The following is a 510-nucleotide window of genomic DNA, read 5'->3' as shown; positions in this document are numbered from 1 at the left end:
GCATCGTCGTACGTCATCGCCAAGGACGTCACGCCCTTGTTCGGGTCGTTCGGGTCCACCTGCGTGACCAGGCCCGCTTCCTTCAGTTGGCCAAGGTTCACCGCATCCTTGTCAGCCTTACCCGCCGCTACGTTCGACAGGATCGTACCGTCCGCGCCCGCGAGCGTGGCCTTGCCGTAGTTCGGCGTACCGTCCGCGTTCTTGTCGTACGTCACTGCGGCCAGTGCCTTGCCGTCCTCGCCGACCAGACCCGACGACTTCAGTTGCGACACGTTCACCGCATCCTTGTCAGCCACACCCGCCTTCACGTTCGACAGGATCGTGCCGTCTGCACCGCCGAGCGTCGCTTTCGACTTCGTCGCATCGTCGTACGCCACCGCCAGCGACGTCACGCCCTTGTTCGGGTCGTTCGGGTCCACCTGCGTGACCAGGCCCGCTTCCTTCAACTGGCCAAGGTTCACCGCATCCTTGTCAGCCTTACCCGCTGCCACGTTCGACAGGATCGTGCCG

The 510-nt window shown here is 64.1% G+C and carries 1 pseudogene; it reads right to left on the bottom strand.

From position 1 onward, the window contains the following. Positions 1-510: pseudogene (locus WT24_RS06640) on the bottom strand (hypothetical protein); the annotation flags it as partial.

It is taken from the genome of Burkholderia sp. MSMB1078WGS (assembly GCF_001528895.1).
GTDB lineage: Bacteria > Pseudomonadota > Gammaproteobacteria > Burkholderiales > Burkholderiaceae > Burkholderia.
The sequence above is the reverse complement of the archived record's forward strand: the minus strand, read 5'-3'. Positions and strand labels throughout refer to the sequence as shown.